Origin of the sequence: Chamaesiphon sp., assembly GCF_041738855.1 — a bacterium.
Classification (GTDB): Bacteria; Cyanobacteriota; Cyanobacteriia; order Cyanobacteriales; family Chamaesiphonaceae; genus Chamaesiphon.
Genome location: NZ_JBGSPA010000179.1, coordinates 1 through 3,061 on the forward strand (window position 1 = coordinate 1; position 3,061 = coordinate 3,061).

General features: G+C 51.5%; 1 protein-coding gene and 1 tRNA gene. One reads left to right on the top strand and one right to left on the bottom strand.

Annotated elements, in window-relative coordinates:
- Nucleotides 1-217: 217 nt before the first annotated feature.
- On the bottom strand, nt 218-2,488 hold the full coding sequence (locus tag ACEW9I_RS19120) for a glycogen debranching N-terminal domain-containing protein (protein ID WP_373541922.1): 2,271 nt from the start codon (nt 2,486-2,488) through the stop codon (nt 218-220).
- Nucleotides 2,489-2,714: 226 nt separating this feature from the next.
- Between ACEW9I_RS19120 and ACEW9I_RS19125 the strand changes: the two genes are divergently transcribed.
- Nucleotides 2,715-2,798, top strand: a tRNA-Leu gene (locus tag ACEW9I_RS19125).
- Nucleotides 2,799-3,061 lie beyond the last annotated feature (263 nt).

Below are 3,061 nucleotides of genomic sequence, written 5' to 3' on the forward strand. Positions count from 1 at the left end.
AACAGGGGTGAAAATCCCTCACCTTTTAGGTGGATTGTGCTTGGTTCATTTTCATGGACAGGGAACCTCCGCGTGATTTGGGTCGCTAAACCCTCTCCTTGGGAGACGCTGCGCGTTGGCGTAGCCTGCGCCTTGCGCTTACGGCAGAGCCTACGTATCGCAAATTACTGTCAACTGTCAACTGTCAACTTTTTAAATTAACCTTTACCCCTCCCACTTAGGCTTCGATCGTGACACGGAGATTGCCGCGTTTTTTAAGCACACGACAGGAAGTAGTGGCGCGGACGAGATCGCCTTCGGCATCTTGTTCGCGGGTAAATCCCAGATCGATCGAGGTTGCGCCGACGCGGAGATTTTTGAAGGAGAGTTGATTGATGCTGGCGGGTAAGGCTGGATCGAGAATCCGCAGGTAGTTACTGGGCGCGTCGGGGACTAAATTCACCATCATCTGGAGCAACTGAAAAATCGTGCCAGTTGCCCAGGCTTGGGGCGAACAAGCCACGGGATATTGGATCGGGCTTTGTCCGACGATCCGTCCGTAGCCACAGAAGAGTTCGGGGGGACGATGGTATGGCTGCTGGACGGTCATATCAAAGATGCCTTGTGCGACTTCCAAGGCTTGCTCGACGGCACCGACGGAGCGCAAACCCATCGTAATCAAACTATTGTCATGGGGCCACACAGACCCCGTGTGGTAGCCGATCGGATTGTAAGCGGGCGACTGACTGCTGAGGGTGCGAATCCCCCAGCCGCTAAACATATCCGGTGCCCGTAGGCGTTCGGCGACACTTTTGGCTTTTTCGGGGTACAAGAGTCCGTGCTGGAGGCACTGCCCAGGATTGGAACCGATCCCATCGACTTGTTTGCCCGCGCCATCGAGAGCCATCGCCAGAAAATCCCGATCGGGAATCCAGAAATCGCGATCGAACCGTTGCCGCAAACTTTGGGCTTCTTGTTGCCAGCGAGTAGCTAGTTCTGGCTCTTGCCGAATTTTGGCAAGTTCGCTCATCCGAATTTTGGCGGCATATACATACGCCTGGACTTCACACAGGGTAATCGACCCCGTAGCAATCTGCCCATGTCGATCGACGATACAGTCACCAGAATCCTTCCAGCCTTGATTGACTAGTCCCCGCGCTGAGGTGCGAAAGTAGGCGAGATAACCAGTATCGGCACACAGCCGATCGATCCATGCCATCGCGGCAAGGGCATTGCCCCACAACCGATCCAATGTAGTTGTATCGTGTGTCCACGCATAATATTCGGCGTAGAGCATCAACCACAATGGTGTAGCATCGACAGTCCCATAGTAAGGCGTGTGGGGAATTTCTTGGCACCGTGCCATTTCTCCCGTCCGCAGTTCGTGCAGAATTTTCCCAGGCTGCTCTTCGCGCCACTCATCATCGACTTTCCCTTGGTACTGAGCCAGCACCAACAATGTTTCGCGGGCGATGGTGGGATCGAGAATCAGCACCTGACTGGCGGCAATAATCGCATCCCGCCCAAATAGAGTACAAAACCACGGCACGCCCGCCGAGAGGACGGTGGCTTTGGTTTTAGCACCACTGGGATTGAGATTGGCAAGATCGAAGGACTGGCGTAATAAATAGATATCCTGTTCTGCTCGTTCGATCGCCCGATCGATTTGGGGATTGTCAGTACGGATTTGGGTGATTTGCGATCGCCATTCGTCTTCTTCCATCATTTCGGCGGCTTTGGCTTGGAACAGAGCCATCGGACTATTCACCCGCGAGACGGGGCGATTGTTCATCAACATTTCCAAGCGATAGCCGATCTGACAACTGGCATGGGAGTCTAACTCGATCTGCCAGATCGCTGTATATCCTTTGAGATAGTCAGGGAGACGATGCGCGAAGTGGATCTGGGACTCCAGGATCGCGCCGTCCAAGCCCTGATAAGCCAGTGTCAATTCATCAACCGCTAGATCTTGACCTTCTGGTTGGACACGCCGTAGCAATCCTCCCCGCTGTTTGCGATGAAACCCCCGAATCTCAAATAAGTCCGAAAAGTCTGCCTCGAAGCTCAAGCTCAATTCAAAACTGACGGGTTTTGTGTTATAGTTATAGATTGTCAGTTCTTCAAATAAACTGCCATTGAGGACGAGTTCGCGTTGAATACTAATCGTTTCGGCGTTGATGTTGGGAATCGTCGGATTGGTACATAGTGCTGAGAGCGCGAACCCTTTATCGGCATTGCAGGTGAGCAAGATCGGCGAACGTCCAGCAATTTGTAGCTCCAACCGACTCAAGAACCGCGTATCCCGACAAAATAAGCCCAAACTCGCGATCGTCTCATCTTGCGAACAGCCAGCGATATTGCCCAGCGTGTCAGTAATCAAAAAGATATCATCATCTTTGAGCGTGAGCGTAGGCTGGTTCCGGTCGCTCAGTACACAACCCCAGGCTGGAATATCTAACTCACCAACAGGGACAAAGACTCTTCCGGCAAGCTCGATCGGATTGGACATAGCAATACCTCTCTAGATGGAGTAGCTGACATCAATTATTCTCTTCTTATTGCATCATACCAATAATCGACTCAGCCTAGCCCGCTTTGAGTGCCGTCTGGGTCGCTCGCTCGATTTGGCGATCGCGATCGTTTCAGCTTGAGCTTGCATCGATCGGCTATTTGTGCTAACTTAACTATCTGCGACACATTTAGATTGCCTCGATCTAGGGAAGCTAAGTTTACTTGGGGGTGTGGTGGAATGGTAGACGCAACAGACTTAAAATCTGTCGTCCGTAATGGATGTGCGAGTTCGAGTCTCGCCACCCCCATCTCGATCGAACTCAGTAGCGTTTTAAACAGTTGACAGTTGACAGTGGGGTTTTTAGGGTGGGGGATTTAAACTCCTACTCTTTAGTCAAGACAAATTTAATGCTAGGAGATCGCGCCAAACCAGTGCCATGTCTGCTGACATCGCACCAGTAACTACTAGATTTAACAAAGAGTAGGAATTTGCTTGTTGCAACACATGCGGAGGAAACCTCCACATATGTTGCAACTATCAACTGTCAACTGTCAACTGTCAACTGTCAAC